Annotated in this window: 16 protein-coding genes; 2 read left to right on the top strand and 14 right to left on the bottom strand. The window is 50.9% G+C overall.

What is annotated here, in order from left to right; all coding sequences use genetic code 11:
- Positions 1-12 precede the first annotated feature (12 nt).
- The 9 genes from xerA to GJ688_RS21350 all read right to left on the bottom strand — a co-directional run bounded on the left by xerA (position 13) and on the right by GJ688_RS21350 (position 14,436).
- A complete protein-coding gene (xerA, locus tag GJ688_RS11545; protein ID WP_155476709.1) occupies positions 13-855 on the bottom strand; it encodes a site-specific tyrosine recombinase/integron integrase in 843 nt (280 codons plus the stop codon).
- The gene (locus GJ688_RS11540) at positions 855-1,745 is read right to left on the bottom strand and encodes a tyrosine-type recombinase/integrase (RefSeq protein WP_155476708.1); all 891 of its coding nucleotides are present in this window, start codon (positions 1,743-1,745) and stop codon (positions 855-857) included. Before GJ688_RS11540 ends, xerA begins: the two co-directional genes overlap by 1 nt.
- A gap of 201 nt (positions 1,746-1,946) precedes the next feature.
- Positions 1,947-2,555 carry a tyrosine-type recombinase/integrase gene (locus GJ688_RS11535; protein WP_170291908.1) on the bottom strand — a complete coding sequence of 203 codons (609 nt, stop codon included), beginning with the start codon at positions 2,553-2,555 and terminating at the stop codon, positions 1,947-1,949.
- A gap of 412 nt (positions 2,556-2,967) precedes the next feature.
- Complete coding sequence (locus tag GJ688_RS11530; RefSeq protein ID WP_155476706.1) at positions 2,968-3,159, bottom strand: hypothetical protein; 192 nt, start codon at positions 3,157-3,159, stop codon at positions 2,968-2,970.
- A gap of 427 nt (positions 3,160-3,586) precedes the next feature.
- Positions 3,587-3,715 carry an IS66 family insertion sequence element accessory protein TnpA gene (gene tnpA / locus GJ688_RS21565; RefSeq protein WP_407928951.1) on the bottom strand — a complete coding sequence of 43 codons (129 nt, stop codon included), beginning with the start codon at positions 3,713-3,715 and terminating at the stop codon, positions 3,587-3,589.
- 207 nt (positions 3,716-3,922) lie between these two features.
- Positions 3,923-8,209 carry a beta strand repeat-containing protein gene (locus GJ688_RS11525; protein ID WP_155476705.1) on the bottom strand — a complete coding sequence of 1,429 codons (4,287 nt, stop codon included), beginning with the start codon at positions 8,207-8,209 and terminating at the stop codon, positions 3,923-3,925.
- Between the two features lie 97 nt (positions 8,210-8,306).
- Complete coding sequence (locus GJ688_RS11520; RefSeq protein ID WP_155476704.1) at positions 8,307-10,574, bottom strand: copper amine oxidase N-terminal domain-containing protein; 2,268 nt, start codon at positions 10,572-10,574, stop codon at positions 8,307-8,309.
- A 292-nt stretch (positions 10,575-10,866) separates the two neighbouring features.
- Positions 10,867-12,084 (bottom strand): TolC family protein, encoded by a 1,218-nt coding sequence (locus GJ688_RS11515; protein WP_155476703.1) that lies wholly within the window; start codon positions 12,082-12,084, stop codon positions 10,867-10,869.
- Positions 12,085-12,231: 147 nt separating this feature from the next.
- Positions 12,232-14,436: a copper amine oxidase N-terminal domain-containing protein gene (locus tag GJ688_RS21350; RefSeq protein ID WP_155476702.1), complete on the bottom strand. Its 2,205-nt coding sequence runs from the start codon at positions 14,434-14,436 to the stop codon at positions 12,232-12,234.
- Positions 14,437-14,916: 480 nt separating this feature from the next.
- On the opposite strand from GJ688_RS21350, the gene GJ688_RS11505 reads away from it, so the two are divergent.
- Positions 14,917-15,534, top strand: coding sequence for a sigma-70 family RNA polymerase sigma factor (locus tag GJ688_RS11505; protein ID WP_328597361.1), 618 nt, complete (start codon positions 14,917-14,919; stop codon positions 15,532-15,534).
- Complete coding sequence (locus tag GJ688_RS11500) at positions 15,518-16,489, top strand: DUF4349 domain-containing protein (protein ID WP_155476700.1); 972 nt, start codon at positions 15,518-15,520, stop codon at positions 16,487-16,489. The genes GJ688_RS11505 and GJ688_RS11500 overlap by 17 nt, the downstream gene beginning before the upstream one ends.
- 28 nt (positions 16,490-16,517) lie before the next feature.
- Here the strand turns inward: GJ688_RS11500 and GJ688_RS11495 are convergent, their stop codons facing one another.
- The 5 genes from GJ688_RS11495 to GJ688_RS11475 form a co-directional block, all read right to left on the bottom strand.
- Positions 16,518-20,057 (bottom strand): S8 family serine peptidase, encoded by a 3,540-nt coding sequence (locus tag GJ688_RS11495; RefSeq protein ID WP_155476699.1) that lies wholly within the window; start codon positions 20,055-20,057, stop codon positions 16,518-16,520.
- Between the two features lie 22 nt (positions 20,058-20,079).
- Complete coding sequence (locus tag GJ688_RS11490) at positions 20,080-20,841, bottom strand: WecB/TagA/CpsF family glycosyltransferase (protein WP_155476698.1); 762 nt, start codon at positions 20,839-20,841, stop codon at positions 20,080-20,082.
- Positions 20,842-20,848: 7 nt separating this feature from the next.
- Complete coding sequence (gene csaB / locus GJ688_RS11485) at positions 20,849-21,952, bottom strand: polysaccharide pyruvyl transferase CsaB (RefSeq protein WP_170291907.1); 1,104 nt, start codon at positions 21,950-21,952, stop codon at positions 20,849-20,851.
- 95 nt (positions 21,953-22,047) lie between these two features.
- Positions 22,048-24,477 (bottom strand): S-layer homology domain-containing protein, encoded by a 2,430-nt coding sequence (locus tag GJ688_RS11480; protein ID WP_155476696.1) that lies wholly within the window; start codon positions 24,475-24,477, stop codon positions 22,048-22,050.
- 36 nt (positions 24,478-24,513) lie between these two features.
- A complete protein-coding gene (locus GJ688_RS11475) occupies positions 24,514-26,169 on the bottom strand; it encodes an S-layer homology domain-containing protein (protein ID WP_155476695.1) in 1,656 nt (551 codons plus the stop codon).
- Between the last annotated feature and the right edge of the window lie 64 nt (positions 26,170-26,233).

Raw genomic sequence — 26,233 nt, 5'->3', positions numbered from 1 at the left:
GGATTTCCCTCCCTATTGATAGCTGTCGTATTGCTTTTTCCGGGCCGCATCACTTAACCGGGTATAAATGCGCGTGCTGTTGACGTTTTCATGGCCCAGCAACTCTTGGATAAAGGTCTGCGGCATTCCCTTTTGGATCAAATGGGCGGCAAAGGTGTGCCGGAGGGTATGGGGCGTGACGGGGATATTTAAGCTAAGCTGCTTCGAGTAGATTCGAAACCGGTGTTCCACCCAGACCCGGCTGAGCTTTCCTTTTCGCTGGTTGGCAAAAAGATAGGGGCTGTCAATGCCTCGGGTCTTTAGGTAGGTCTTTAATCGCTCCGCGCACTCCGTTGTCATTAACACAAACCGTTCCCGGTTGCCTTTGCCTTTTTTAATCCAGATTTGCCGGGTATCCCATTTGATATCTTCCAGGCGAATGTTTAGGAGCTCACTGATGCGAACGCCGGTAACGTATAAGGTTTCGATGATAGCCCGGTCTCTAGGGTCATGGCGAGATTGTTCAAAGAGTTTGGCTAAGTCGGCCTTCTCCAAATACTTTGGCAGAGAATCGTCCAGGCGCGGCCGTTGAATCCGAGCGGTGGGATTTTTCACGATCTGGTTTTCTTCCAAGCAATACTTGTAAAACGATTTTAAACAGGCCAGCTTCACGCAAATGGAACGAGGTTTTAACCCCGACGCGCCCAATGAGCTGAGCCATCGCCGGATATCTTGCGCGACCACTTCGTCATACTCTTTCACACAGAACTCAAAAAATTGACGTAAGCTGAGTTGATAGCTCCGGACGGTTTCTTTCGAGAAGCGTGCAGCATTATCGACCATAAAGTGCCTGATGGTTTCTTGTGTTTTTTTCATTAGACATTCCCCATTTTGCTTTTGTAGGCACGGATGATTTGTTCCGATAAGGTGCGGGCGTAGGTGCGCGTCGTGTTTAAGTCTCGGTGCCCCAGTTCGTCACCGATGAATTCCAGTTCTGCCCCGCGAGAGAGAAGATTCGTGGCAAAGGTATGGCGGCATACATGGGGGCTAAACCGAGCAAGTAGCCCGGCCTTCTTGCCCACTTTGCGAGTCAGCCGGTAGATCCCGCCCGGTTTTACGCGTTGGCCGTTTTTATCAAGAAACAAGGCCGGAGAATCCGCCGTCCGTTCCGTTAGATATTGTTTTAAGAGTAGGGCACATTCAATGGAAAAGTGGACTTTACGGATTCGTTTGCCTTTTCCCAAGACGATCGCCGTTTGGCTTTTCAGATCGACATCCTCAAGGTTTATCCCTGCTGCTTCAGATCTTCGGCACCCCGACGTTAGCAGGAAGGCAACGAGAACACGTTCTCGAAGAGGTAGCAAATCCGCCTGAAATTTGACCCGGGCGAGTTCGTTCCGGTTTAAAAACTTAGGCAGAGATTTGGGGATTTTGGGCCGCCAACGGCTTTTGACCAACACTTTATGTACATACTCCTCTTCCAGGCAAAAGGTAAAGAAGTTGGATAAGACGGTGATGACGAGCTCCATGGTCCGTTCTTTTTTTTCCCCGTAGGTCGTACGCAGCCACAAAAGAATATCCTCCGGGGTTAAGTCAGTCAGTTCTTTAGGGCATTCGATGAAGAATCGTTGTAAGATGGAGCGGTACTTTTTGATCGTGGCTTCCGAGCGTTTAGAAACTTGTAAGGATTGCAGATATTCATTGGCAGCTGCTTGCGTCTGCGGAAGAACTTTTGAGTGATTGATGCACCATGGTGTGTCTATCATGGAAATGGCCTCCCTATGTGATTTTTAAGTATGTAAGTTGTGTTAATATTTTTTCCGTTTGTAGGGTAAGCTAATACAATTTTCATTTATTATTTAGGGAAAAATAAAAAAAGCCACACGATGATCCGATAAAAAGTCTCGTGTGACTTCATATTCTGATTATTACCTTCACGGCGCCCGTGAAGCGGAATCTCAGCTAAATTAGCAACGTATAGGCGTATGCTCCGGTGTTGTTGGAGTTTTTTTAACTAACTTCTTTCCAACAAATATCAATTCCGCACGTCGCGCCAGCAAGTCCGCTACAAAGATACGGCGAAGGAGGTGGGGACTAAAACGCATGACTAGCATTGCTCTTTTCCCCACTTTCCGGGCGATCCGGTATATTCCTTCTGGTGTGATCCGATGTCCTTGCTTATCCAAAAAAAGAGATGGAGAATCGTTGGTACGAGCGTCCAGATACTCTTCTAATAAAGCTGCACATTCTTCGGAAATTGGGACCATCCATTTCCGCTCTCCCTTTCTCGATACAGAAGCGGTGCGTTTGTCAAGGTCGATATCTTCCAAGGTTAATGCGGCTAATTCGGAGATCCGGCATCCCGAGGAAACTAGAAAGAAGAGAATAGCCTGTTCGCGTAAATCCAGCATTGCTATCGTAAGCTTTAACCGAGCAAGTTCCTTTCGAGTAAAAAAATCGGATTCGGTTTTATGGACTTTCGTTCTCCAACGACTTTTTTTGAGATCTTCAATGTCTGCGTCGTAGCAAAACATAAAGGTAGATAACGCTGTAGGCAACGGATTATTCGTTTTCATGTTTTCCTCTCCACATTTCGTCCGAAGCCGAAGGGGAATATCATTGGGCGTCAGACCAGTCAGTGTTTTTGACATTTAGTAAAGAACTTTACAAAAACCGACAGTATTTAATACTTGTCACTTCGGAGCATATTATTGTTTTTACGTGTTGGAGATTGATCAATGAAGCATTGTGTGTAAGAAGGAATGTTTGAATCATTGAAGCCTCAATACTTTTCTTTTATTGCTATAGATCCCACATTGACGTTAGTATTTTCTTTATTAGTATCTCCACTTTTTGTCTGTTTAACTTGAACTATAGCATTCATATAACGAAATTACATTACAAATCGTACCTAAATCCATTTCATGGTTGTTTTAAGTTCAAAAGGCTGTGCTTTTAACTCATCTACAGAAACCCTAACATATGAATTTAATGAAAAAGTAAAAATGGTTTTAGGAGAGTTGGATTCAGTATTCTCATCGGTTCCTCGGCAATGTTAATCTCAAGAGCCGACGAGCGAATAGTTTGGTCTGCGGTTGCGCGGATGGCTACACCGTACTTCGCCAGATCGAGTTCCTCTCCAATGTGCTGATTCTGTTCCTGTATTTGCGCTGTTTTCATAGGTTCTATCTCCTCCTCAAAAAAACGCCGGTAAACCGCTTTCCGTCAGTCTTCAATTCCGAGACCGGAAAAAGAGGCTAGCCAGCGTTTGTCATGATCGAGGCCGTTTTGACCTCTAATGATTTGTTCTTAGAAATCCTTTCGAAAAAAGTTGAGGAGAAAGATGTGGCGATCTCGGCGCTTCTTAGGATCCCGGATGAGAAAGTCCATCGAAACCTATGATCGTAGAGCCAAATGAAGAGGGCTTTGAGGGCGGCGTAGCTCTATCCTCTCAAAATAATCTTGAGCAACCACAATCCCTTTGAGGCTGTAATTACATCTGCCAGTAGTGAGAAACAGAATCCGGATTTTACATGCCGGTCCATTTCCCGCATCGAATCCGGATTTCACTACGACCGAGGCGTTCTTTCACTAATGCCACATCGGCCTACTGCTGCGGTTCGCGATTCGCTTCTTTGTTTTGTTTGGTGGCCCATATCACATACTTCCGATTATCAATGCCCTTTTCTTCGCACCATGCTTTTGCTCTCATGCCACTGGCCCTACATTCACCCACGATGGTCTATTGTTCTTGCCGGGTCACGGTCATACCTCCATTCACTGCTTATGATGGAGATATTCTCTCATGGTTTCGGCTAACTGACCATGCACCGGTAGATTAAGCACTTACCAACGTTGCCTATACAATATGGAAGAAACCAGCCCCAATTCAATTTAGGGCTGGTTTCTTCTAAGTCAATAGGGCATATTCCAAAACATTGGATTAGAAGCTAGCGGCAGCAGGAACTGTAAAGGTGATGTTAGAAGCAGCTACGTTACCAGCTTCGTCAACAGCATTAGTTTTGTTCAGCGTAATAGTTTCTGAACCTGCTACTGTTGAAGTGCTACCTAAAGTGATTACAAAAGTATCGTCATAATCACCAGTTCCGTTTTGGGCAATGGTTGCGTTACCCCACGCATGAGAGCTAAGAGCAAGATTAGCCAGAGTAATGTTTGAAACTTTAACTTTTTCGTTAAACTTAATGGTAATTTTATCGCCAGCATCAACTGAAGCGGCTACTCCACCGTTCAGAGCTGCAATCGGAGTGGACCCATGCGCTGTAGGACCTACTAAATCTTTATCCTTAACAATCGATACCTCAGAGCTGTAGGTAATAAGATTATCAGAAGCATCTTGGATATGCTGAGTAACTCCAGCGTCTACACCTACTTTGGTGGCACCAGCATATAGAGCAGGAGATCCAACTAAGGTAACTATCATCTTAGTAGGTTCATTGGTAACAGGGTCAAGTGTTGCACTTGTTGTTCCAAAGGACGGAGAAGCGGTACCACCAACTGCGTAGAATCCTGCTAACGTTGCTCCAGTCGCATCCTCGCTTACTGGCTCGGAGAAGATAAATGTCATTTGGTCATTAGCATCGATAATGTTGTTGTTGTTGTTATCATGCCACAGGACACTCTGCAACGTGGGTTTGACAGTATCCGCACTAGTAATCTTAACTGGTGTAGTTGCAGTTGTTGCTAGCGTACCCCATTTACTAAAGATACCAGCGGGAGCATCCATTGAAGCAGGAGCAAGTTCAAGTGTTGTAGTTCCAAATATGATGTCATCATTACCAGCGTTGGAACCCAGTGTTACTTTCAGTTGATTTGGTTGTCCTGCAACTGTTGCGATAGCAAATCCAGTTCCATCAATTGTTGGGGAACTAGCAAACCAATCTTTCGCAAAGTCAGAACCCGTTACAAGGTCAACCTGTTTATTGAAGGTTAGGGTGAGGTAATCACCAGCATTAACTGAGCCGCTTGCATTATTGTCAGTATAGACGACAGAAGTAAGTGAAGGTGCTCCTGAATCAGGAGACTGAATTACAGCATATTGAGCAGCAGTTACGTTATTACCCGCCAAATCTTTTATGCCTTCGTGACTTGCAACTGGCTTGATATCAGTAGTTCCAGGAACGATAGTCGAACCGGAACCCAGAGTAATTACTACATCGTTCGCTGAGGTACCCTTGGCAAACGATGGGTTTGAACCGAACTCAGTCGTTACTACAGAGTAGCCGTTGTCACCACCATTAAGGTCGACTTGGAAATCGCTTACTGATAAAGACCCAACAGTGACTGGCTCGTTAAAGGATAATGTAATAGTGTCTCCTGCACTTACACTTAATGAGCTATCCTTATCAGAGTACACTGCACTGGTTGAGCTAGCCAGTTGAGGCCCAGTTAAGTCAACTCCAGCGCCGCCGGTGAAAGTCGTCGTTGAACTTCCAGCAACTTTGGGTACGACCTTATTGCCTTTGAGGTCAGCAATGTTAGCCGAAACTTCAACAGTGTAACCGAGACCATATTCTTGGGTTCCTGTTACTAATGTTACAGTCCGGCCATCTCCGTCCAGATAAGCGGAAGTAATGGAGAGTAGGGCAGCTGAGTTTGACGTTGGGTAGATTGTAAAGTTAGCTGGCACTACAGTAGTGGGATCAAGTTTTTCCGAGAAATACACTTGAGCCGTAGTAGCATTTGTGGAACGAGCTTTTGCACCCCACGAGCCATTTGTAGCTAAAGTTGGAGGTGTAAGATCAGTTACAACAATACCTTTATTGTCGGTAGATGCTACTGCTGTTACATCATTACCAGCAGGGTCTTTTACTGCCCCTTTAGCAACTATTAATAGAGCCTTACTTAAATCAAGTGCTTCAACAGCTGCTTCTTTCGATGTTCCAGAAGCGATATTGATAGTAAGGGTATCGGAAGCAGAGGATTCTGCAACGTTATGATCACTGTTAAGGGCAACAGTGGTAGAGCCATCTGTAATTGAGATTTTAGTTAGATCCTTACTAGATGGGTTAATTCTCTCGCTGAACTTAATTGTAAGTACGTTAGAGAGGTCATTATATGTTGCTGAGGAGACAGATGGTGCGACCGTATCGGCAGTAAATGTAATTTTCTTATCATCTGTAGCAACAACTGCATCGTTTTTATCCCCGGCAACACTTTCAAAAGCACCAGCATCTAAAATAAGTTCCAAATTAGCTGTTGTTGTTGCTTCAATAGCGGCTGCATCCGATGCAGAAAGTTTAAAAGTTACGGAGCTACTGTTAGATGTCGTAACAATAGTTGCATTCGCATTTGCGTTAATCGCTGCTGAAGTTGAACCATTATCCGCAGTATACTTAATTTTTCCTTGTGCGATGGCTTCAGAAGCAACTCGAACGTCTTGATCAAACGTAATTGTTAAAAGATCACCCGCTTGATCATACGAAGCGGAATTAACTTTGGGCGCTTTTACTACGGAAACAGTGCTTGTTCCAGCATCTACTAAGTTACCGGATAAATCTTTAACAGCACCGGATTCCCACTTGAGGGAGAAGTTTCCAGAAAGTGCTGCTACTGAAGCAGCGGTTGCATCAGAGAGCTTCAATGTAAGCGAAGAGGAGTCTGCAGCGTTTGTCGCATAGTCACTTGCGGTTAGTGCTACACTGGTTGTTCCGTTTGTAATCGAAAACTTAGTTACGCCAACGTTTGTAACTGGGTAAGCATCAACAACTTCATCGTAATCGACAGTAATCGTCTTGGTGCTTGTCGAATAAGATGCTTTTACTACTTTTGGTGCAACTGTATCAACAGTAGAAACACCTTTGAATGCTTTACCATGATATTGTGCCATCGCGTTACCAGCTAGGTCGGCAGTTGTAGCAGTGGCAGTATCAACAAACAGTGTGTAGTCAGCATCAGTTAGTGCTGTATTTAAAGTCATCCGAAGTGTTCTTCCATCTGTACCCAAAGTAACGGTATCGCTTCCACCTAAAGCAGTATCCTGACCAGCAGTGGTATTACGAACTGTAAAGTCGGTAGCTGCCGTTGCAGAAACTCGCTCACTTAATGTAACAACTAAATGCTTCGAGTCAATAACTTGGATATCACTAATTGTGGGACGTGTAACATCTTTAAATGCTAACTCCTGAGAAGTTGTAGCGCCTTTAGATGTCATACTTACAACATATGTCGAACCGGAAGTCAGAGAAGATTCTAAATCCAAGGTAACTTTGGCCCCGTCTACAGAAACTGTCTTAACATTAAACTTTGTTGAGGAACTGTTCTTGAGATTGATGCCAAAGTTATCTTTTGTAAGAGTTTCACCAGAAGCTAATGCTCTATTAAGGGTAACTTCTACCATCCTAGCGTCTATCGCACTTACAGAAGCAACCTTCAAATCCTGAACAACCGCTTCCTTCACAATAACCTTTACGGAAGCCTTCAGGTTTTGAGGGTTGGTAATGCCTTCCGGCATGGTCAGCGCGCCGCTGAGCGTATAGGTGCCCGCTTTCGTTCCGTCGTAACCCGCCGTATCCCAAGCGACAGCCACTTGAGCGGTCTTATTATCACTTGTGGAAACGGTCACTTTAGCGGGCAAGCCAAGCTTATCGGCGGTCGTTCCGTTGTCCACGGTAACATCGGGAATAGCGTTAATCGACGTTACCGTCACTTGTTGGGCAGCTTGGTAATCAAAGGTGAGTCTTGTGTCGCTGCTGTTGTAGTAAATCTTGTAAGTTTTACCGCCAGTCAGCTTAGCGGGGTCCAGCGTTACGGTAGCTGTTTTATCGTTAACACTGACATCCTTGACAGCTCCGGAAATAGATTTCGTGCCGTCATAGATTTTGACGTTGTTTTTGGTCAGAGTGAACTTTTTGTTCAATTCAATGGTCAGCTTATCGCCGTCTACTGCCGCGCTGGCGAAACCGGTGACGAAGGATTTACCTTTTTCGTCTTTTACAGTAGCAGTCAAAGGATACTTGCTAGCATCAGCAAGGTCTTTCTTGTTGTCTTTACCGGCCAGAAAATCTTTATAGGTTTGATACTGGTTTTCTTCTACATAGTAAGCGTTGCTCTTAGACTTGAGGCTGGATACTTTGCTCGGATTCTCGGAAACATAATCTTCCGAATAGAACTTGCTACCATAGTAGAGACCGTTGGGATCAGCAAACGCAGGTGCAGCCATGGATGCTAAGTAGGCTGTTGTGATTACGGCCGCTGCAATTTTTTTCTTCATGCGTTCAAGTAACCTCCCAAAAAATGTTTTTTTATATAGGGGTACCCAAGTATAGCATGAATACCTGGGTACCCTTGTGGAGACGTTAATATGAGACTTATTTCAAGGTGACGGACTGAGTAGCTGCGTCCCAATCAGCAGTTGCGCCGAAGGCTTGAGCTACGAATTTGACCGGCAGAGCTACGCGGCCAGCAGGAGTGATTTCAGGAGCGACATCCATGGTGATGGCGGCGCCATTGATGACCAGGGCGTTGCTGCCAACGGTGAGTTGAACAACTTTGTCGCCTTTGATCAGGGTAACGGTTTGCTTAGCGCCATCCCAGAGGATGTTGTTGCTGTCGATGCCGAGGGATTCAGCTACATAGCGGATGGGCAGGTAGGTGCGGCCATCTTTAATGTAAGGCGCTTGGTCGGCAGTTTTTTCGATACCGTTGATGGTGTATTTGGCCTCGTTGATTTTGAAGACGGAGACTTTGATTTGGTCAACAGGCGCAGGGGTAACAACTTTGGCGATCGCAGCAGTAGCGATGGTGGAGGAGGAGAAAGGCTTGCGGTCTACGCTGTTCGGAACGAATTCGTTCAGAGCGGTAGCATTGCCTTTTACTTTGACGATCAGATCGCCTTCGGGAACGGTCCGGTCCACACGGACTTTAATGTCGCTGACTTTGACTTTGGAAGGTGTGGTGGACGTGGATTTGATCTTAACTTTGGCGTAGTATTGACCTTCGCCGGAGTCGTAGCCAGTGGAAGCGGAATCGGGTTCAATGACCAGATCGCCTTCGGTGACTTCGAATTTCGGCGTGGCGGTGAATTCAGCGCCGGCAGGCAGATAGAATTTAACTTCTTTGTAGGTGGTATCCAGTTCGTCACCGTCACTGTTGTGAGCGGCTTCTTCTTTGGACATGAAGGCTTCTTTAACGTTTTCGGTGATAACCAAGTCGCCAGCGGCTTGGCCGTCAACACCGATTTTGACTTCAGGAACGGTAGCGGCAGCCAGGGTTACAGGAGCAACGACTTTGCCCAGTACCACTTTGCCGGTTACGCCAGCGTTACCGCTGACTTCAACAGTCAGATCGCCGGTGAAGTTCGGAGCGATGGAGACTTTGGCGTTTTTCAGAACGAGTTTGGCAGGGTCATCGGTGGACTCGGTTTCAACGGTGGTTTTCAAGATCCGTTTTTCCGAGTCAACAAATTTCCAGTCGCCAATAGCTAAGGAGTCTTTGTCGGAGTTGGATCCGTCTTCAGCCGGAGGATCGGAAGGAGCTCCGTCTGCATCCAGTTCCCAACGGGTGTTTTCGGGAAGGGTCAGGGTAATGCTCTTCTTCTCTCTCAAGCTTCCAGCCATATCTTCTTCGATGGAGAGTTTGCCCAGTTCTTCGTCGACACGTCCGGCCAACAGGGTCGGGGTATCGCCATAGGCTTTGACAGTAGCGTTGTATTCGCCGTATTTAGCTACAACGATGCTGCTGGGGTTCAGGGTCGATTTGCCGCTGAGAGCAACGGTCACATCGCCGGCTTTCGCAACAGATTCATCAACGGAGACTTTCAATCCGGTCAGGCGCAGGTAAGCAGCCTTTTCACTGGAGGAAGTTTCAACGGGGATTTTCAGGGTGCGGTCATCATCGGCTAAGGTAGCGTCGCCGCATTGGAGGCCGCTGCCGAAGCTGTCACTGATTTGGAGATCATCGGTAACCCATTTGAAGCCTTGGGGAAGTTTCAGTTTGATAGAGTCGGAAGCTTCATCCAGGGCGCCAGGGCGATCTTCGCGAATCCGGATGGTGTCCAATTCAATGTCAGAGTCGGAGCTGCCGCTCTGAACATCGTCAATTTCTACTTTCGCTGTGCCGCTGCCGACGGTGGCGATGGTCAGGGCGCCATCTTCAAAGACGGAACCGCCTTCTGCTTCGAAGGTAACTTTGTAGTCGCCGTTAAAGCCGGAGGGGATATCGCCGGAAATATCCAACGTGATGTAACCTTTGGTGTCGGGAACGGCACCGTTAACGAGACGAGGAGAGACTTCAAATTCTTTTTCAATATCGCTGCCTTCGCCGTCAACTTCTTTGCAGTCTTCAACGATGTTAGCAATACCGTTGTCATAAGAATCATTGACAGTAGCTTTAACGTCGAAATTGTCCGTGTTTTTAGGAACACGAATGCGGAATTTCTCGGTTTCATCTTTGCTCAAGGAACCTTGGGGAAGTTCAATCCGAACGGTGCTTTTGAAAGCTTCGCCAGGTTGGGCGGTAGCCGTTCTCACAGTTTTGTAGGTAACGTCCGCAAATGCGGCCATGGGCATGACAGCGCTCAGCACGAATGCGGCTGCGACAGTCGTTGCCGTCTTCTTTTTCATGTTGGTCAGAATCAAGGTATGTTACCCTCCTCTAAAATATTTGTTATATGTGGGTCCTTTTGTGTCTCACATGTCGGTTCTGGAATCCTTGATGCGGCATTCCCCCCCGCTTCTTGTGAGTCTCACACATTTGGTTAGACACAGCAATTGCAGTGAAAGTTCCCTTGGCGGGAAATTTTTTTTATTTTTCGCTGTGTTCACATATTCTTAGACAATCAGATCTGCAGGAAAGTTCCCTTTATGTAGAAAAAACTTATAAAAAATAAAAAACCGCCTGGCAGTCAGGCGGTTTTACAATGTTCTTCGATTAGCTGGCACTGGCTCCCCATGGTTTTTGGAAAGTTACGGCCAGTGCGGTGTGCTGGGCTTCATTGTCGAGGAGATCTTTTTGCGCTTTCGCTAACTGGCTCTCGGCGGCAACTAGGTCCGCTTGGGTGATCATCCCGACGTCGAAACGCACTTTCGTTGCTTGGTAGTTTGTTTGGGCATTACGCAGGGCTTCCACGAGGCCGTTGTGTTGTTCTTCCAGTGTTTTGATGTTGTAATAGAGGCTGCGGACGGATTTTTCGGTGCCGTCTTTCAGTTGCCCCACAGCAAGCTTGGCTTTTTCAATATCAATCTGACCGACGTTATAGGGGCTTGCCGCTTCCCGGTTGAAGCTGGCCAGGTCTACGTTGTATTCAGCCTTGAAAATCGTCGGGCTCTCGGCAATCACGCGGGACACCTCATGTTCGAGGCTTTCGACGACGAGTGGGCTATAGTTGATCTTTTCGGTCAGGACGGGACGATCGCCGGCATTGAGGCCCAAGGCGATATTGAATTTGTTATAAGCGTCGTCCAGCTGCTTTTTGGCGCTGTCCACAGATGCTTGGGCAGTGGCCGCCGTTGCTTCGGCGTCGACCAATTGAGGCTGTGAGACTGTTCCGACATAGAAGCCGGCACGGGTGGCTCTCAATTTCCAATCTGCGGCCTCTTTCGCCTTATTGGCGTAGGCGACCGTCTCTTGGGCTCGCAGGAGATCCATGTATTTGGTCGTTATCGATACTTCAATCGTATCTTTTTGGATTTTCAAGTTCTTTTTGGACATTTGCCAGTTCAGGTCAGCATTGAGTAGTTTGTTGAAGGTGGTTGCTTCTGTTGCATTCGGCCTCGTCGGGGTGTAGTCGATATAATCTTTTGCATCGTCACGAACTTCCCAACTGCGGTTCAGATCCAGTTCGGCTTGCTTGTAGTCTAGGCTGTTTTCATAGGCTTTGTCGACGGCGGCTTCTAGGGTAAAGCTGAGTTGCCCGGCAGTGCTTTGGCCAGGTGCCTCGCTGCCTTTGGCGGCAGGAATATCTGTCGGCTGTTTGTCGAAAGGGGTAGACCATTCTTGTTGTTTCGCTTCGGCCTCTGAGGCATCTAACTTATCGAGAACTTCCGTGGAGTTCGCTAACGCCAGGGTAGGTTGCAACAAAACACCCGGCAGGGCCATCAGGCTGCCGGCGAGAAGGGCCGCTGCCGTCTGGCGGGTGAATCGTTTCATTGTCTATTCCTCCGTATTGTTTAATATGTACCTACTTGCAGTGTACTCCAAACTGACCGGTCAGTCAATCTATTCGATCAGAAGACGCGGCAGGACTGGCCTGCCGCGTCAGCATCATGTTTTGGAAAAGTTTTAGTGTTCTAGGAATTAGTTGATGGTGACAGTTTGGGTAGCGGCGTCGTAGTTACCGGTGGCACCAAAGATGTTCAGCAGCCAGCCGACAGGGAGCATGACGCGGCCTGGTTCCATGATTTCCGGAGCAGTATCCATGGCGATGGAAGCACCGTTCACGAGCATGGTGTAGCTGCCGATTTTCATTTGAACCACTTTGTCGCCTTTGATCAGGGTAGCTGTTTGTGTTTCGTTATTCCAGAGGATGTTGCTGCTGTTGATGCCGAGGGATTCAGCAACATAACGGACTGGCAAGTAGGTGCGGTCATTTTTGATATACGGAGCGACATCGAGGGTCTTTTCTACACCGTTGAAGGTATATTTAGTATCGCCGATTTTGAAGGTGACATTGGCTTTTACATCGCCAGGGGCCGGGGTGACCACTTTCGCAATAGGAACAGCCGCAATGGTGGAAGAGGAGAAGCCGGAGGTTTCGTTCAGGGCTGTTTTGGCGCCTTTGATTTTGAAGGTGATGTCGCCTTCCGGAACTGTGCGGTCTACGGTCAGTTTGATACCGCTGACTTTGATGGTGGACGGAGTGGAGCTGGTCGATTTGATTTTTACAGAGGCGTATTTTTGGTCGCCGTCGGTACCGGTGCTGGCCGAGTCAGCTTGCAGAACCAGGTCACCGCTGGCTACTTCGAATTTCGGGGTGCTGGTGAAGTCAACGCCGGTCGGAGCGTAGATGCGGATTTCGTTATGGTCTGCAGAAGCCATGACCGCTTCAGCGGCAGCTTCGGTGATGGACAGGTCGCCTACTTGTTGGCCGCTGATGCCGATCTTCACTTCGGGAGCGCTCGATGCAGTCATGGTGACGGGAGAAACAGTTTTGCCCAGGACGATGTCGCCGCTCAGGCCGGCCGTGCCGCCTACGGTGACGTGAACATCACCATTGTAGTTCGGGGCTACGTCTACGGACATGCTTTTCAGAACGAGTTTTGCAGCATCATCTTCGGAAGGAGTGGCTACAGTAGTTTTGATCATCCGTCCGTCTGTGCCTACGGCTTGCCAGCTGTTCAAGGTGAGGCCATTTTCTTCGGAGTTGGAAGCATCCACTTCGGGCATGCCATTCCACTTGAGGTTTTCAGGCAGGCTGAGGGTGATGGAACGGCCTTCGGTCAAGCTGCCAGCCATGTCTTCTTCAATGACGAGTTTTCCGAGGTCTTCATCGTTACGGCCTGCTTTTTCGGTGGCAGGTTCGCCGAAAGCTTTGATGCTGGCGTTGTAGTCACCGTATTTGGCCACAACCATGCTGGAAGGTTGTCCATTGGTAGTAACGGTGATGTCGCCGGATTTAGCGACGGATTCATCAACTTCGATTTTCAGTCCGGAAAGGGTTACATAGGCAGCTGTGGTGGACTTGTCGTCGACTTTTACTTTCAAGGTACGGCCGCCGTCGCTGCTTACATCGATAGCGTTGTTGTCAGCGTTGCCGTCGTCTGTAGTTTCCACATCGCCCAGGGCCAGGTTGTCACCCCAGTTGATTTTAACAGCAGCATCGCTCTTATCCCATTTGTAGCCTTCGGGCAGTTTGAGTTTGATGGAGTCAGAGGCATCGTCAAGGCTGCCAGGGCGATCTTCTTTGACGCGAATGTCGTCGATGGTGCCGCCGCTGGAGCTGATGTTTTTGATGTCGTCAATGGTCATGTTCACTGTGCCGGAACCGACGGTGGCGATCGTCAGAGCACCGTCATTGAAAACAGAGCCGCTGGATGCTTCAAAAGTAGCTTTGAAATCTCCGTTGAAACCGCTGGGGATATAGCCGTCTAAGGTCAGATAGAAGATACCTTTCGATTCTTGGCCACTGCCGACAACAGTCAGTTCGTATTCAGTCGGGTTGGTAGCACCAGCATCAACTTGAGCCGGGGTGACGGAAGCGATTTGGTTGAGGGTAGTACCGTCAACGTTCGCGGGGACACTTTCTGTAACACTGAACGATTTGGTGTTCTTAGGAACACGAATGCGGAGTGTTTCAGTGCTGTTGCCCAAAGCGCCTTGGGGAATTTCTACACGGACTTTGCTGGAAAACTGGCCGCCTGGTTCAGCAGATCCGGTTTTCACAGTGGAGTAGGTGGCGTCAGCATAAGCGGCCATCGGGGAGACGGCAGGGATAACGATGCCAGATGCAAGTACTGCAAAAGCAGCTACAGTGGATGCGGTTTTCTTTGCGGCATTAAACACGTGTTGGTCCCTCCTGAATTTAATTTACTGCTTTGATGTGGTGGATCTGAAATAGTGCGATAGGTAGCTACGAATCCTGTTTGGTAATTCGGGAACCGTTACGAGCCATTTCGTTTGTTGGAAGTGGCGGTGGTCACCTCCTTAAAAAATTCTTTTAACGTCAGTGTAGTGTTGTATTTTCATTTGCTGTGGGTCACTTACACTACATAGTTCGGGGGTAGTGAGGCCCTTTTGAGGGTCATCGCATAAAAGTTATAAAATTACTGTAACGATGGGGTAAGAACTTGGGTGCTGCTGCTTACTAATTCATAGAATATGAGATTGTGTTCTCGTTCGCAATAGTTTTTTTGCGGTTTTCATATATAATTGTTTTGAATCCGATTTTCGATGAAATGAGGGAACTTTTTCAGCGATGCTGTTGTCTAAATATCGACCGGGTATAAAGACGAAGCCCGGAAGGAGAGTCCTTCATTGGATAATATGAAGTCCCTGGTGATGCGAGCGCAAAAAGGCGATTTGTCAGCTTTTGAACAGTTGGTGCTGGCCTATCAAAGCCGGATCTATTCATTGGCCCTCAATCTGACGAGTAACGCCGATGACGCTCAGGATCTCTCTCAGGAAGTCTTTATCCGAGCTTATTCCGCATTGGGTACTTTTCGACTCGAAGCAGATTTCGGTACCTGGCTGCATCGGATCGCCGTCAATACGTGGATCAATATGCAGCGTAAACATAAAAAGGTCACTTACATCTCTCTTGACGAACCGGTACATAATGGCGAAAGCGACATGAGTCGAGAGGTGGCTGCGGCCACGGAAAGACCCGATGAGCTATATGAGGAGAAAGAGTTTCGGGAGCAAGTCCGTACTGTCTTAAAGGAGTTGACCGACGAGCACCGCACTGTGCTTGTCCTCCGTGAAGTGTACGGTTACTCCTACGACGAAGTCGCTCAAATGCTCAATTGTACGCTGGGTACGGTGAAGTCCCGGTTAAACCGTGCGAAACAAGCCTTTAAGGATAAATTGACTTCTATGTCTGAGCAGTTAGGAAACATTCCCGCAAAAGGAAGGCAGGTGAGCAAGTATGAACAGTCGCCATGACATAGCTGACTGGGATGAGATCGGTATGGTGCTTCAAAGTTTAGCCGAGCCTGTAGAACCGCCGGAGGGGTTTGCAGCCGGAGTTATGAGGCGGCTGGAGCCACCGCCCCAGCGTTTGTGGGATCGAATTTATCGAAAAGGGAATCGTTCCATTGCGGTTGCTGCCGCTGTCGTCGCCCTTGTCGGTGCGGCGATTCCTCTCGCTACCCGAATACCTCCGCAGGCTCCAATGGTCGCTGATGGTACGGCCGTCGGTGACGGTGCACATGTTGAGAACTCCGCCCTTTCGACGATGCCCGTTCAGCCTGATGGCTTGCACAGCCAGGAAGCTTCGGTATCGACGAAGCTATTGCCGCCACCGGCAGAGCCGGTGAATCCGGTGAATTCCACTGAAAACCGTACCTCCTCCCCTTCTGGGAAAGGTTCTGTCTCCGGGGTTCATCCGGAACCACAACCTTTGTCGCCGGGACGAGTTAAGACAGCTCAAAGTGAAAGCCATGCGGTGTTTCTCAGCAAGGCCCGGGTGATCACTTCCCATATCGTGAAGATCGCCGTCGATGACATCGATGCAGCCCGCTCCAGCCTGGCCTCCCTGGCCTCTCAATCCGGTAGCAATGTCTCCAATATCAGTGCGCAAGACGAAAAAGGGCAGCCGGTCGTGGTGTTGCGATTCACCGCTTCCGGAGACGCTTCATCGAGTGTTCTCAACCAGGTAGGAGCACTGGGGACGATAATCAGCAGCAAAGTGGAGACGCAGGATATTTCCGCTCGCTTCGACAGCACTCTGGAGCAGCAGCGCCAATTGATGGCTCAGCGCGACAGCGTCACTGACGGAGAGAAAAAGTCGCAGCTCGATCAGCAGATCGCTTCGATTCAAGATCAGTTAACCAAATGGGATGAAGAAGCCAATCGCCATGTTTTCATGGTATGGTTGCAAACAAAAGAGGTTCGCTAAGCGAACCTCTTTTTTCTTACTTCCTGCCTTATTGATGCTGTTTTTCCAATGGTGGTGCTTTTCGTTCCTCCGCTAAGGCATTCAGCAGTGCTTGCAACAAGGTCGTCACTTGTGCCCGTGTGAGTGGCGATGCCGGTTCGTATCCCGAGGGCCACAGCCGCTGGGCTGTTCCTGCCAAATCCAACGTACCGGGTTCGATGCAGCGCGAGAGCAAGTCCATCATGTCCTGTTGGGTCATCGGTTTTTGCAGGCTAGCGAGTTGTTGCGGCTCGATGATCCCTTGCTGAGTGGCCAGACTGAGGGAGTCCCGGGCCCAGCTTGGTATTTCTTCCATGCCGATGGCCGGTCGAGGGTCTCCGTTCTCCCAACCGAGAGAACGGGCGACGAGGACAATCGCTTCTAGTTGATTGACCGGTCCGTCCGGCCGAAAGGTGCTGTCTGGATAACCGCTAATCAAGCCTCGCGAGGCGAAAAGGCGGACGGTATCTTCGGCCCAATGGTGTTCTATATCGCTAAACTGCGTGCTGTGTCCCTCCGGGATCGTGACGAGGAGGCTTTTAATTCCACCACGCCTGCGATCAAGGGCGATCAACTGAATCGAGTTGTTTTCCACGCTCGGAATAAAGTACCAGGCGAAGTTGCCACTATTATCCGGTATGATCTCATCTCTCACTTCTCCACCCTGGCGGTAGAGGTAGATGGCGTCGGCTGTCGTTGTACCGGTGATAAAAAAACGGTTCCCCGCAAAAAACGATTTGATGGCAACCCGAGGACTGGCGGCGGTGGTCACCGCTTCAACCGTTCCTAAGATCGGCCCCCTCGGCGCTAAAAGGCTCGTCATGTTCAGGGACTCACCGGGTTGCAAATCTTTCGGCTGGATGAGGTATCCGTTTTTGGTCAAGATGGTCCTTGGGCTGAGCCGGTAGGTAGCGCCATCTTCGGTCTGAATCGTGCCGTCTGACGGGGAAAAGCTTTGGAAACGTTTTTGAACTTCTTCCCCTTCTTCCACGACATCGATCTGCTGAACCGCACCGGTCCCCTGCGTCAAGCTGATCCATGCCCAGTTTCCCGTTGATAAGCTGCTTTTTTCGGCAGGGAGCCCCCAACGGTATACTTTGGTGCTGTCGTTTAGGTGAAAGGTGGTCAGCCGGTTAAAGCGGTCTACGAAGTGCAACAGGTTCTGTTCCGGGCTATAGTAGACGATGCGCCCCCAATGAACGGTACTAAAGGCGCTGAGCGCGATGATTTTTTTGCTCTCAGGGAGAATCACAGCAACAAGGTGATCGCCCGGTCGAATGGCGTCTACAGTAGAGGGACTGCCGTTGCGTTTGACTTGAGCTCCTGGGAAGAGATGGTATGTTTCTCCGTTTTCAAAACGGATCGTCTGATCTTGGATTCCGATCTGGTCTGCTACGCCTTGAATCACGGGCCGTTCGATGGCCATATGCATGACTTCCCCGGTGATCGGCGAAAGCAGAAGCCGTACCGGCAACCCTGACATGGGCTGTTCGAGGCCACTATCCATCTGGAAGGGGATGTCGGTCCATCCGCTGCCGACCTGTCGTACGATATAGGTGGTAGTGACAGTGTCGGCTGTGTTGTAGGTCCGGTTATCTTTCAACACTCGAATGGTGTGCCGTATATTATCGATCGAGTCCAGGTAGCCGTCGATTTCTTTGAACTGTGCGTCAACGCTTCGGATCGTTTGGCTAGCCGGATTGATCCAGGCACTGACTTCATATCCCGGAGGCAGCGCATCCATGTTCTGCACCGGTTCGCCGTTGACGCTGTTCTTCGCTCCCGGTTCCATCCGGTATCCGCCTTCCCGGGCATTCGGGTTCATCTCCAGCAGCATTTGCCGTCCGCGGTCATTGATCCACTGGATCCCACCGGAACGCCAGAGTCGGCTGACCATATAGATATCAGGGCCGAGCCGGTAATAGTCAGCACCGGGCGGGACGGAAAGGGCGTTGTATGGGGCGGCCTTTCCGTTTAACAACAGGCGCGTATGGGCCGGACTCGGTGCAGCCGGTAGCGATTCGGTAGTGCCACGCTGTGGAGGCTGCCCAAAGGCAAGCGCAAAATCTTGCCTTTTTGTTTCTGTCGATTCTGACGTGGCGGCACTACGCACCCGGTAGCCACGGACGGTGATGGTATATGTACCCGGTTGCGGCGCCGGAATGTAGACTTGTTCAACGTTGTTATTTCGATCGGGCCCGTTTCCGTTGAGGAAGTCGTTTCCTTGGTATGTATGCTTGTCAGGCCCAGTCACGGTTAGGTCGAGATCGTTGGTGAGCCGGCTGTCGTTGTCGCCTTCCCCGTTGGCGACGGGATCGCTCCAAGCCAGAGTAACTTTGAGTGGCTCTGTCGTTGTTGTTACGGGGATTTGGTACGTCTTTTCTCCTCCATCCGGAACGCCTTGGCGATCATCGATAAAGCCTGCTTCGTTCGCTTTCAAGGCTAGGACGGTGCTGGCCATATCGATGTTTCCAAAGCCGTCCCATCCGGGGGCATGCCCTTTGGTATCGGCATAATTGATGAGCAATGCTTTGATCAGCGCCGCCGAGGGGTCGCTGTTCGGTGCGTGCATCTCCTTTTGCAGGTATTCCCGAAGCAGAGCGGCGCACCCTCCTGTGACCGCCGCGGCCATGCTCGTCCCTTGCATTCTCGTATACAAAGGATTGACCGGAAAGTTGCTGCTCGTCAATCGAGAATTCGGGGCGATGATGGCAGCCCCCGGGGCAAGAAGTTCTGGTTTGATTCGCCCTCCTGCAGCAGGACCGCGGCTCGACAAGGCGATGGTCGTTCCGCCGTCGTTCCCACTGGCATCGAAACCGGGCCGGCTCCCTTGAGAGGCACCGACAGTCAAAGCGTTTTTACTGTTAGCCTCGTTGGTCAGCGTCCCTTTCGCCGGCCCGTTGTTGCCGGCGCCAAAGATGACGAGAAAGTCCGGATGGCTGCGGACGAATTCGTCGGCCGAAGCGGAGCTTCGGCTATAGCTGTTCCCGGCTGCACCCCATCCGTTGACATGGATGCGGGCGCCTGCCTGATAGGCCGGCTGGAAGAGTGAGCCCATATTCGACGGGACCTCAATCATTCCGGCAGGATTGAGGATGGACTGGACATAGAGCGAAGCGTCTGGTGCAACGCCTTTATATTTTCCGTCTGATGCGGCACCGCTGCCGGCGATGATTCCGGCCATATGGGTCCCATGACCGATCGGATCGTCGGCTGCCGGCCGCCCGCTCCAGGATCGAAGGGCGATCACTTTCGGCGGGTGCCCTGCTTGGTTCTGAAAGTCGGGATGGAGGTCGCTCATGCTTCCTTTGTCAAGACCGCTATCAGCGATGGCGACGATTTGGTTTTTCCCGGTTAGGCCTCCCCTGGTGATAAAATCAGCGACACTGAGAGGGGTGACGCCGATCATGTCGCGAACTCGGTCATTCAGAAATTGGTATTCAACTCGCTCGGCTGCCGGGGCTGCTAACGCCGGTTCCAACGGGGTGAGGAGTGTCGGGATCAACGCCCCTACTAGAACTCCCGCTACGAACCGGCGCAGCGTTCTCATGGTGGCTATGGACTATCCCCCCTTACTTTCCCTTTTGGCGGAGGACCGTCAAAACGAAGAGCGGCAGCTTTAACTGCCGTTTTAGACGTGATGGTTGGGTGATCAGCCGGTATAGCCATTCAATATGGAATCGCTGGGCCCATTTCGGTGCTCGCTGGACTTGTCCGGCGAAGACATCCAGACTGCCTCCGATGCCGATAGCTACGAGATGTGCCTTTGGGGGCAGGTGGTTTCGGATGAGATTCGCAATCCAGTATTCCTGCCTGGGTGCGCCGAGGCCCACAAACAATAAATAGGGTTTCCGCTCACCGATCTTCCGGATGATCTCTTGTTCCTCTAGATCGTTAAAATAGCCGTGGCCGGTGAAGGCCACTTGCAGATTCGGGTACTGACGGCACAGGCGCTTTGCCGCTTCATCAGCCACACCGGGTTTTCCGCCCAATAAGCAAACCGGCCAGCCGAGTTGCGCTGCCCGGTTAAGTAAGGCGGCCATGAGGTCGATGCCGGTGATGCGTTCGGGCAGAGGATCTCCCCCTTGGGCTGCCGCCCAAAGGACACCGATTCCATCAGCAGTGACAAGGTCCGCTTCCTCGATCAATTGACGAAGATGCCCGTCGGAGGCCGCCTCGTAGAGGATCTCTGGATTGGCTGTGATGACCTGGCGGGCACCGCCTTCGTCGAGTTTTTTTTCGACCCACGATACGGCGTCATCCATGGTCAGCTTATCCACCGGGGAACCGAGTACGGTTACACGGGGATGTTCCTTGAAGGGTTCTTTATGCATGACAGGCTCACCTGCTTTTTGTTCGCTTGTCTGGCCCTTTGTCTTCCATCAGTTCAATAGCCAGTTGGGCTGTGACTAAGGCTCTGTTTTTTAATTCATGGGCGAAGTCAAAGACGGCCTGCTGTTCCTTTTCATAGTTCGACAGGATCCGTTCAAATTCACGGATCAGTTGGTAACCGGTCAGTTCAGGGGTTTCACCAAAGGCAGGCCGGCCCAGTTCGTTCAAAAAGCCTGTCACCTTGGGGTCGTAGGCGATTCCGATGATCGGGATTCCCAGCAAGGTGGCAAAGAGCAACGAGTGGAGTCGAACCCCGACGAGGAGGGACGACTCCGCAATGGTGTTGATGGCATTTTCATAATGGAGCTCTTCGTCGATCAGTTGCACCCGGCTGTGATTCAACTGGCGGGTCATGTTACGGCAGATGGCGAGGTCTTCTTCGGCATGCATCGGCAGGAAGGTGACTCGCCATCCTCTATCAAGCAGGTGCTGCGCAAGTTTTAGACAAGCCCCTTCCAGGTCAGGGCCATTCTTCCAACCGCGCAGGCAGAAGACGGCCTCTGCTCGGCCAGTCTGCAAATCGGTTACTCTTTTCTTCTCTTCCGGCGTCAGTCCAAAGACGGGATCAGCCGTGACAAGCATGGAGGGGTTCTTGACGCCCATGCGTTGTAATCGTTTCGCCGATGCGGCATCGCGTAAGGTGATCAAGTCGGTCCGGTTCGCCACCCATTTGATGAGGGCTTTCCCAAACCTGCCATTTACCGGCCCGATACCTTGGGCATAAAACATGCATTTGCGCCGAAAAAGGAGTCCAAGGGCGACGACCATCAAATAATAGGGAATGGTCAATTTGCCGGTCACGTCTTGCAGCAGGCTTCCGCCGCCACTCACGATCAAATCGGCTTGCAGGATCGCCGCCACGATGGCCAAGGGATTATACCGATGAACCGCGATTACCTGATGATCCTTCCGGGTGAGGGCCGGTTGGCCGGAAAGCACGATGATCCGTATATCCGGACGCTTGCTACGTAAGGCCGCAATCATGGCTTTCAGCAGCGCTTCGTCGCCGGCGTTGTTGTATCCAAAATATCCGGATAAGACGATGGTGGCCACGGAATCCCTTCCCCCGCGCTGAATCAAAATTTAAATCTATTGTAACATGATTGGAATTCGAATGCCAGTAAACAACATGCTTCGCACTCTGGGATTCATCGTACTAAGTTTAGATAGGAGTAGATGATGGTCGCCGCTTCGGCCCGTGTTGCCGATCCCCAGGGATCGAAGGTTCGATCGGGGCGGCCGTTGATGAGGCCGCTTCGCACTGCCTGGCCGACAGCATCTTGAAGTTGGCTGTCTACATTCGACCAATCGCTGAACAGGGCCGGATCATAGCCATTTTTGAAGATCGTCTTTCCGGTGAGGGACCGGCCGATCCAAGCGGCCATTTCTTGTCGCTGAATCGGATCATAGGGCCGGAAATAGCCGCCCCTTTCGGTCACGATCCGCTTTTGCATCGCTTGAGCCAAGGAACCGGCAAACCAGTCATCGGCCCGGACGTCATCGAACGGCGGTGCCCCAGGGGGGGTCACTCTTTGGCCCATGGCCCCCATCAGCATGGTAAGGAATTCAGCACGGGTTATTTTTTTATCTGGATCAAAGATGCGTGCCGATGTGCCGTGGACGATTCCACTGGATGCCAGTGCTTCGATTTGGGCCCGGGCCCAGTGATTGACCGTATCTACGAAGAGCGCCTGGCTGGCACTCGCATAGGGGCTAACCGGGCTGTAGCTATTGCCGCCGGGAATATATCCGGGCGGATATTGGCTGCCCAAGGGGGTCGAGGCACTGTATTGAGCAGGGTTGTAAGCAGTTCCGCTGTTGTAGGCATCGCCATAGCCCGGTCCGAAGCCCGGGGGATATCCAGGGGTATAGGTATTGCCTCCGCCCGGCAAGTAGCTGCCGGACCCCAGGTTGCTGCCCATGGTTCCCTTCGGGATTTCAAAGAGGGCGAATCGTCCTAATTCGGTGACTTTCGTTTGAACGGCATGGTCGAGCGTGTTGACGCTGCATTCGAGCGGCTCCCAGACTCCACCGTTGAGTTTGTGAATCCGTAACGATTCCGGGTTGGTAACACGCCATGAGTCGTAGTAGAAGGAGACATAGACTGGATCGTCGGAGGAAAAGTCGTCATCGGTATAGCCGCTTTTGCTATAGTCTGAGTATTTCACGAGGCTGATCCTATAGGCTCGGCCGACCCGCTGTTTACCCGATGGCGGTTGGGTGTTGTCGCTGTATTCTTGCAAGCCTACAGCGACACCACCGGTGTTGTCGCTGACGCGCAGGTGCTCCGCCGGTATTTTTACCAACACTTCTGAAGTGGTGATACGCACTTGACCGTCTCCATAACCGTCCAGGGCGTCATGATCGAAAGCAACAAAGCGGTTAATGTCTGTGCTGATTTTATAGTTTCCCTCTTCTTCCCTATCCACGTCGTCATATTGTACGAGGGCGATATCCGAGGGCGATACGGTGACGTTTAGGGCGTTTTGGATCGCATCGGCAATGCGGCTCCGGCTGGCTGTGCGGTTAGTGCTATTGTAATCGCTGTCACTGTCATCGTCGGTGCTTTCGGAGGCTTCCTCGGATTTGTCTCCTTCCATGGCGCTGTTTTCTAAATCAGCCGCCTTAAAGGCGCGGACGTAACGGGTATATTCCTTATCAGGCTCTAGGTTGGTCTCTAAGAAAGAAGTCTGGTTGGCCCCGACACGGCCGACAAGGTGATCGTCTTCGTCGTAAATCTTAAATCCCGTTTCGTCACTGGAGTTGTCGACCCAGGACCAGAGAATCTCTGTGTCGCTCTTGGCAGTTCCCGTAAACTCTGTCGGTGTAGCCAGTCCTGAGAAGTCATCGATGGTGACGGTGACCGATTGGGATGCCGGTGAGAGGTTGTCAACGCCGTTGACGGTTTTATAAGCGACGACGTAGCGTGTGTATTTGCCGTTCGGCAGGTTTGTCTCACGCCAGGGCTTCAACGGTGCAGTCGTCGAGGTTCTCGATGAAGAATCTTTCAGGTCATAAATCAGTTTGTTCTTCCCGTCATAGATACGAAATCCCGTCACAGTGTTGGGTGGGTATTCCCATGTCCATTCAAGTGTTCTCGCTCCTGCAGAGCCGCTAACCTTGTATGTCAGGTTCTTCGGCGACGGCATATCTTCGGTGGTAAACGTAGCGGCGTAAGCTGTCGTCGGTCCCGTATCGCCGCTGCTGTTTGTTACGGCGCCGGCCGGGATGTATAGGAAGTAGCTGGTACCGTAGTTCAGCGGCTTGGACGGCGTAATCACGATGGATTTACCTGAAGAGTCGATATGGATGTTCGATGAGGTGATCAGGTTGGTCGTGCTGTCGTCGGCCGCTTTGATGCTGATCTGATCGAAGTTGGCTCCTTTGCTGATCGTGCCGTTGAAGGTAACCGTGATGCTGCCGTCTACATCCATGTCGTTTTGCCCGCCGTCATATTTCGGTGACCCGCTCATACTGATGGTTCCTGCCATAGCCACTGTAGGGAGGGCGATAAGCAACAGCAGGAACATCATTGCCAGGACAACCTTTTGTCGCCGGCTCATATGCCGGATATTCAATCAGTTCACCTCCTGAATCATCTAGGAGGCTTCCTCCTAAGAGTGCAGCCCCATGAGATAGTCTCGGTATTCCGATTTCAGGTCGTTTTGGAGAAAAGTGATGGCCCGCATCAGCAAGGCTGCTGCTTCTGCTCGCGTCATCGATTCTTGGGGCCGGAAATAGCCCCAATTGTCGCCGCTTAAAATGTTCAGTTTCCGAGCTACATAGACCGAATCCCGCGCCCATGGGCTGATGTCGTTGTCGTCGGCAAAGGGCAGTGATACAAATCCCGATGGAGCCAGGTTATCGAGTCCGAGGCCCCGTACGATGAGGGCGGCCGCTTGTTCTCGCGTGAGCAGGCCGTAGGGGTCAAACCGGGCGTAGCTGATGCCGTCCATCAGTTTTTCGGCGTAGGCCAGTTTGACTTGATCGAAGCCGGACATGTTCGGGCTGAGATCGGTAAATGGCAGCGATGGCGCCGTCGTGTTGGCTTTACGCGGGGTCCCGGTGGCGCCGTTATAACCGGCCCGGTTGGGCGTGGTGACGGGGGTTGGGGAGGTCCCGGCTTTTTTCCCTGGCTCAGGCAGGTTGGGATAGCCGGCAGTGTAGGCGATCATGCCGTTCGGCCCGGACGGCGATACGATGCCGAGAGCTTGCACGGTCGCCCGGGCAAAATCGAGCCGGGTGATCGGTTGGGCGGGGCCAAAGTAGCCGCTCGGCGAATCCCACGCTTTTACACCGGCCAGCGTCTCAATGGCCGATTCGGCCCAGTGCCCACGGATGTCGTCATAGTTCGGCACGTACATACGGGTCAGCTTGGGGTTCGTTTGAAGGCTGAACTGTTCGTTTCCCTGGTTGCGTTGGGCGTTTTTTATGGTGGTGGTGCTGGTGCCGTCTGTTGTGGTTGTCTTAACCGTAGGCAGGTTGTAGTTAACCATGGTGGTCGATGCACCGGTTTCATTGAGGAGGTATCCTCCGCTGAAACTGATCGTAGAGGGTTCGTTTGATTGATAGCTGATCTCCCGGTCTGTGGTCAAATTGGTCGTGTAATCGAGTTGCCCTTCCCAGGCGGTTTTCAGGGCTTTTACGGTTTTTGGGTTTTCCGGAGTGTATTGGAGCGTTTGGGTCATGGTCTGCGTTTCCGATCGTCCCCAGTTATGGTCGTAACCAACGGTCCGTCCCGATGTATCGACGACGAGCCGCCCTTCTGTTTTGTTCACTGAGTAGATCTTGCGGCCTTCCCAGTTGCCGGCATAAAAGTTGGTAACGGGGTGTTTATCGACGAGGACCGATTTGGAGAGCCGCGCGTCGTCCAGTGTGTATTTAACCCCGTCAATGGTAGCTGTTTCGGTGAGTTTGTCTAGTTGCGACGTCCGCACCGTTTGATTCTTATCTTCTCGATCGGCACTTTTTTCCACATATGTAGCGTTGCGGTCGAGCTTATTCTTGCCGGTTTGATCTTTCAGTGTGTATGTAATTTTGGTGGTCGCGTCTCCGCCCTGTCCGCCGTTCACGGTGACTTTAAATGTACCGGTCATCAGGATGGGCTTTCCACTGAGAAATACGTATTCCTGGTAGTCATATTCATTCGCGATTCCGCCTTCCATCGTAAGCGGGCTCGACTCGGCGAAGGCGTTCGTCGATGGCATTACCAGAATGGCGGTAAGAAGGCCGGCTAGGATTCGACCTGTGACGCGACGTCTAAGCGGCATCGGGGTCACCTCCGTGTTTGCTGTGCAGGGAGGCAGGTCATTCCCGCCTCCCTGCAGGGGTTGC

It is taken from the genome of Heliobacterium mobile (assembly GCF_009720735.1).
Classification (GTDB): domain Bacteria; phylum Bacillota; class Desulfitobacteriia; order Heliobacteriales; family Heliobacteriaceae; genus Heliobacterium; species Heliobacterium mobile.
This window is presented reverse-complemented; position numbering and strand designations above follow the sequence as displayed.

Coding starts and splice junctions, on each gene's coding strand:
- xerA (WP_155476709.1), bottom strand. CDS start 855: ATGAAAAAAACACAAGAAACCATCAGGCACTTTATGGTCGATAATGCT.
- GJ688_RS11540 (WP_155476708.1), bottom strand. CDS start 1,745: ATGATAGACACACCATGGTGCATCAATCACTCAAAAGTTCTTCCGCAG.
- GJ688_RS11535 (WP_170291908.1), bottom strand. CDS start 2,555: ATGAAAACGAATAATCCGTTGCCTACAGCGTTATCTACCTTTATGTTT.
- GJ688_RS11530 (WP_155476706.1), bottom strand. CDS start 3,159: ATGAAAACAGCGCAAATACAGGAACAGAATCAGCACATTGGAGAGGAA.
- GJ688_RS11525 (WP_155476705.1), bottom strand. CDS start 8,209: ATGAAGAAAAAAATTGCAGCGGCCGTAATCACAACAGCCTACTTAGCA.
- GJ688_RS11515 (WP_155476703.1), bottom strand. CDS start 12,084: ATGAAACGATTCACCCGCCAGACGGCAGCGGCCCTTCTCGCCGGCAGC.
- GJ688_RS11505 (WP_328597361.1), top strand. CDS start 14,917: ATGAAGTCCCTGGTGATGCGAGCGCAAAAAGGCGATTTGTCAGCTTTT.
- GJ688_RS11500 (WP_155476700.1), top strand. CDS start 15,518: ATGAACAGTCGCCATGACATAGCTGACTGGGATGAGATCGGTATGGTG.
- GJ688_RS11495 (WP_155476699.1), bottom strand. CDS start 20,057: ATGAGAACGCTGCGCCGGTTCGTAGCGGGAGTTCTAGTAGGGGCGTTG.
- GJ688_RS11490 (WP_155476698.1), bottom strand. CDS start 20,841: ATGCATAAAGAACCCTTCAAGGAACATCCCCGTGTAACCGTACTCGGT.
- GJ688_RS11475 (WP_155476695.1), bottom strand. CDS start 26,169: ATGCCGCTTAGACGTCGCGTCACAGGTCGAATCCTAGCCGGCCTTCTT.